The sequence below is a fragment of the Thalassobacter sp. genome (genome assembly GCF_982993085.1).
Map to the genome: position 1 here is coordinate 1 of NZ_CEZFMW010000173.1, position 4,531 is coordinate 4,531.

At 55.6% G+C, this 4,531-nt stretch carries 7 protein-coding genes and 1 pseudogene; 1 reads left to right on the plus strand and 7 read right to left on the minus strand.

The genetic code is table 11. From position 1 onward, the window contains the following. Positions 1-98 precede the first annotated feature (98 nt). Entirely contained in the window at positions 99-692 is a 594-nt protein-coding gene (locus AC4GMC_RS17200; RefSeq protein ID WP_487878730.1) for a helix-turn-helix transcriptional regulator, read from the minus strand. An 89-nt stretch (positions 693-781) separates the two neighbouring features. On the opposite strand from AC4GMC_RS17200, the gene AC4GMC_RS17205 reads away from it, so the two are divergent. Then, complete coding sequence (locus AC4GMC_RS17205) at positions 782-949, plus strand: hypothetical protein (RefSeq protein WP_487878729.1); 168 nt, start codon at positions 782-784, stop codon at positions 947-949. Positions 950-1,048: 99 nt separating this feature from the next. Here the strand turns inward: AC4GMC_RS17205 and rplQ are convergent, their stop codons facing one another. From rplQ to AC4GMC_RS17235, 6 genes and pseudogenes are all read right to left on the minus strand, one after another. Further along, positions 1,049-1,465, minus strand: coding sequence for a 50S ribosomal protein L17 (rplQ, locus tag AC4GMC_RS17210; RefSeq protein ID WP_038008600.1), 417 nt, complete (start codon positions 1,463-1,465; stop codon positions 1,049-1,051). Positions 1,466-1,605: 140 nt separating this feature from the next. Continuing rightward, entirely contained in the window at positions 1,606-2,622 is a 1,017-nt protein-coding gene (locus AC4GMC_RS17215) for a DNA-directed RNA polymerase subunit alpha (protein ID WP_038008601.1), read from the minus strand. Between the two features lie 120 nt (positions 2,623-2,742). Next, complete coding sequence (gene rpsK / locus AC4GMC_RS17220; protein ID WP_487879107.1) at positions 2,743-3,135, minus strand: 30S ribosomal protein S11; 393 nt, start codon at positions 3,133-3,135, stop codon at positions 2,743-2,745. A gap of 15 nt (positions 3,136-3,150) precedes the next feature. Further along, positions 3,151-3,519, minus strand: a complete 369-nt coding sequence (rpsM, locus tag AC4GMC_RS17225) for a 30S ribosomal protein S13 (RefSeq protein WP_038008604.1) — start codon at positions 3,517-3,519, stop codon at positions 3,151-3,153. Positions 3,520-3,746: 227 nt separating this feature from the next. Beyond that, positions 3,747-4,391 (minus strand): adenylate kinase, encoded by a 645-nt coding sequence (locus AC4GMC_RS17230; protein ID WP_487879106.1) that lies wholly within the window; start codon positions 4,389-4,391, stop codon positions 3,747-3,749. Further along, positions 4,388-4,531 (minus strand): annotated as a pseudogene (locus tag AC4GMC_RS17235) (preprotein translocase subunit SecY); the annotation flags it as partial. The pseudogene AC4GMC_RS17235 and the gene AC4GMC_RS17230, both read right to left, overlap by 4 nt.

Consider the following 4,531-nt stretch of genomic DNA (forward strand, 5'->3'; position numbering starts at 1 on the left):
GAAAAGAGCGCGCCATGTTCGTGGATATTCGAAAAAGATAGTGTCGTGACTTCCATAATGCCCTCCCAGGCGATTAAAGCCTACGACCACCCGTTCTGTCAGGAGAGGAACCCATACTCCCTTGCCTTTCGGACGGCTTCGGCGGTGGTCCGAGCGTCCAGACGGGTACGCGCGGAAGACAGGCGTGCCTTTAAGGCACTCTCTGAAATCCCCAGCTCAGCAGCAGCTGCTGTGTGTCGGTAACCTTGCCCCATCAAGATCAAGGCCGACAGCATCGCGGGGGTCAGCTCTTGTGGCGGCGCGGCGAGTTCATGCATGCGCTGCAAGATCCTCATCGCCTCCGCTATCTCAGAGTCCGTACATTCCCGATCATCGCGCGCTATTCCCATCAGCGAACGTGACGTAATCTTGCCAAAGGACCCGACCGCCCCATAAATCAGGCCGAATTCTTTAGCTTTTCCGAGAATGTCGAAGGGATCAGGCATTGCGATCTCGCTCCAGCGCGCGCTGCCCAAAACCCCTACCCCCCAAAACACCAACGGGTCACGTAACCCATAGGCGTTTTCGTCGTAGATGGTCTGCCATGCCTCTGGATAAGTCGAAAACTTGTACAGCGGAGAGGCAAACCGGATATGCAAAGCGACCGCACAGCCCTCTGGAGCCAAAGCGTCGAGTTCATCGACCAGATCCAAAAGGGGACTTCGCTCATGCATAGCTTTTTAGACAGGTTGCCCGAAACTAGGTCAAGAGTATCGTTGCGACAAAGAACGGACCGATACGCATGGGCACACCACTTCAGCCAACCGACTTTGCAAGGATAATGATGTTATCCACAGCAGCACGTGCCGACCTGTTGGAGTATTTCGGCAGCACACTCGTCCAACCATCTGAAATAAATCAGTTGATCGCCAAGATGTCGCGGAAAAATGCCATCGGCGAACACCGCTAAATTTAACCTACCGTTAATCAAAATCAGCCGGGCTCAACGCCAAAAAAAACCGCCCAAGTGGGCGGTTTTTTATTTAGTGTGGTCTCAGTAGGCGGAAACTTACTCGTCCGCAGCCTCTGCTTCGACCCGTGCGCGGTCAGCAGCGCCTTTGGCGTCTACGTCGCGCTCAACAAATTCGATGATCGCCATGGGCGCCATGTCACCATAGCGGAAGCCCGCTTTCATGACACGAACGTAACCACCTTGGCGGTCTTTGTAGCGAGGCCCGAGGATGTCCATCAGCTTTGTGACGTAAGCATCCTGCTTGAGCTTCGAGCCCAGCTGGCGACGTGCGTGCAAATCACCACGTTTCGCAAGCGTGATCATCTTTTCGATGATTGGGCGAAGTTCTTTTGCCTTTGGCAGGGTTGTCTTGATCTGCTCGTGCTCGATCAAGCTTCCGGCCATGTTGGAGAAGAGCGCCTTACGGTGCTCATGGGTGCGGTTCAGGCGGCGATAGCCCCGTGCGTGACGCATGATGTCATTCCTTCAGTTACATTTTGCTTTGTCAGGGGCCCGGTGCGTGCCGAACCCTCACCTATTGGGGCATGAGTGCCCATATCATCCCCGGCAGATCCGGGCATTGTAGAGGGCGGGTTTGACCCCGCCCCAACCACTTAGAAGTTGTCTTCAAACTTCTTCGCGAGATCTTCGATGTTATCGGGTGGCCAATCCACGATGTCCATCCCGAGGTGCAAGCCCATGCCCGAAAGCACTTCTTTGATCTCGTTGAGGGATTTCCGACCAAAGTTTGGAGTGCGGAGCATCTCGGCTTCGGTTTTTTGGATCAGGTCGCCAATATAAACGATGTTGTCGTTCTTCAGGCAATTTGCCGAACGGACCGACAGTTCCAGTTCGTCCACTTTCTTCAGGAGAAGCGGGTTGAACTCGAGATCGTCTTCGTCGTCCTGCGCACGTGCAGCTTCTGGCTCGTCGAAGTTAACGAAGATGCCCAGTTGGTCCTGCAGGATGCGTGCGGCATAGGCCACAGCGTCGTCCGGCGTGATGGAACCGTCTGTTTCCAGCTTCAGCGTCAGCTTGTCATAGTCCAGCACTTGGCCCTCACGGGTTGGCTGCACGTCGTAAGAAACTTTCTTAACAGGCGAGTAGATCGCGTCGATCGGGATCAGGCCGATTGGCGCATCTTCTGGCTTGTTCTTGTCAGCAGAGACATAGCCCTTGCCGGTGTTCACAGTCAGTTCCATGAACAGATCAGCGCCGTCATCAAGGTGACAGATTACGTGATCGCGGTTGAGAACTTCGATACCGGTTGTCTCGGAAATGTCGCCAGCGGTCACGATCTGTGGGCCTTTGGCAGAGATCGAAACGCGCTTGGGGCCTTCGACGTCCATACGGATCGACACACCCTTGAGGTTCAGGATAACGTCAGTGACGTCTTCGCGAACACCTGGCACCGAGGAAAACTCGTGCAGAACGTTATCAATCTGTACGCTCGTGATTGCTGCGCCTTGCAGCGAGGACATGAGAACACGACGCAGCGCGTTGCCCATTGTCAGGCCAAAACCGCGCTCAAGCGGTTCAGCCACAACTGTGGCTTGGCGTGCGGGATCATTGCCCGGCTTGATGTCCAATTGTTGTGGACGAATTAGCTCTTGCCAATTTTTGTGGATCATCTGGATGTCGCCTCCATGCTCGTCACGATCGGGGACCCGTCGGCCATGACACTCGAGGTTAATAATGACAATCCCGGCCCAGCGGAGGGTCCGCGCAGGCCGGGGGCAGTTCGAAATATCTTAAACGCGGCGGCGCTTAGGAGGACGGCAGCCGTTGTGCGCCATTGGCGTCACGTCGCGGATCGAAGTGATCTGCAGGCCAACAGCCGCGAGGGCGCGCAACGCGCTTTCACGACCCGAACCCGGACCCTGAACTTCAACCTCAAGTGTTTTGAGGCCGTGTTCCTGAGCCTTTTTAGCCGCATCTTCCGCAGCCATCTGAGCCGCGTAAGGTGTGGATTTCCGCGACCCTTTGAAGCCCATCGTACCGGCGGACGACCACGAGATGGCGTTGCCTTGTACGTCAGAGATCAGGATCTTGGTGTTGTTGAAGGAAGAGTTTACGTGGGCAACGCCCGCTGCAATGTTCTTCCGCTCTTTGCGCTTAGCGCTGCGCTTTGTATCACGTGCCATGTCTCAGAGCCTCCCTTACTTCTTCTTGCCTGCGATGGCCTTTGCGGGGCCTTTGCGGGTACGAGCGTTGGTGTGTGTACGCTGACCGCGCACGGGGAGGTTACGGCGATGGCGCAGACCGCGGTAGCAGCCAAGATCCATCAGACGTTTGATGTTCATTTGCGTGTCGCGGCGCAGATCGCCTTCGACAGTGTAGGTGGCGTCGATGTGCTCACGGATCGCAAGAACCTCAGCATCGGATAGCTCATTCACGCGGCGTGTTGGATCGATGCCAACAGCTTCACAAATAGCGGCTGCGGAGGTGTGGCCAATGCCAGTGACATACGTCAGGGCGATTGGAACGCGCTTCCCTGTGGGGATGTTAACGCCAGAAATACGGGCCAAAATGGTCTTCCTTTTTGGTTGCGGATCCGTTGTGCCAGACCCTTTTTTCACAACAACAGGCCCGAGCGATAAATGCAGCGGGCCTGCGGGGAGGTACTCATACGCCGAATCAAGACGCGGCGCAGTTCCCAAACGGGACGTTGCCAACTAGGATCAATCCATGGGTGCGTCAAGGCCAGAAACGCAACAACGTCGCATATCCGGCACTTAGGCGTAGAAAGAGGTGCTTAGCGGTCCAGAACCGCGCCGATCTGCGCAGCGACTGCGTCAATCTCAGCCAAGCCATCGACAGCAAAATGATCACCCAAGGCATAGTAATAGCCGATCAGTGGGGAGGTCTTTTTGTAGTATTCCATCAGACGGGTCTTGAGGCTTTCTTCATTGTCATCCGCACGACGCTTGAACTCGGTGCTGCCGCAATTCGAGCACATGCCGTCATCGGGGATAGGCTTGGTGATGTCATTGTAGACCTCACCACATCCACCACAGGTCGAGCGTGCTGTGATCCGTTGGACCAAAGCATCATCGTCAACACGCATTTCAATAACCGCGTCTAGGTGCGTGGCGTGCTTCATCATCAAATCACGCAGGGCGTCCGCCTGCGTCAGCGTCCGAGGGAAGCCATCAAAGATGAAACCGCCTCCGTGATCACCCCGAAGCTTTTCATCGATCAGGCCGATCACGATTTCATCGGTTACCAGTTGCCCAGCGTCCATGATCGCGGCGACCTTTTGGCCCATCTCGGTACCGGACGACCGTGCATCGCGCAGCATGTCGCCAGTGGAAAGCTGGATCATGCCCCGCTCTTCGACAAGGCGACGCGCTTGCGTGCCTTTACCTGCGCCCGGAGGCCCTAGAAGGATAATATTCATCTACGTGCTGGTCCCTTTTTGCCACCACGTTTCTTTCCGCGCAGTTGGCTCTTCTCAATCAGCCCCTCATATTGATGGGCGAGAAGATGAGACTGGATTTGCTGCACAGTGTCCATACCCACGGACACAATAATCAGGAT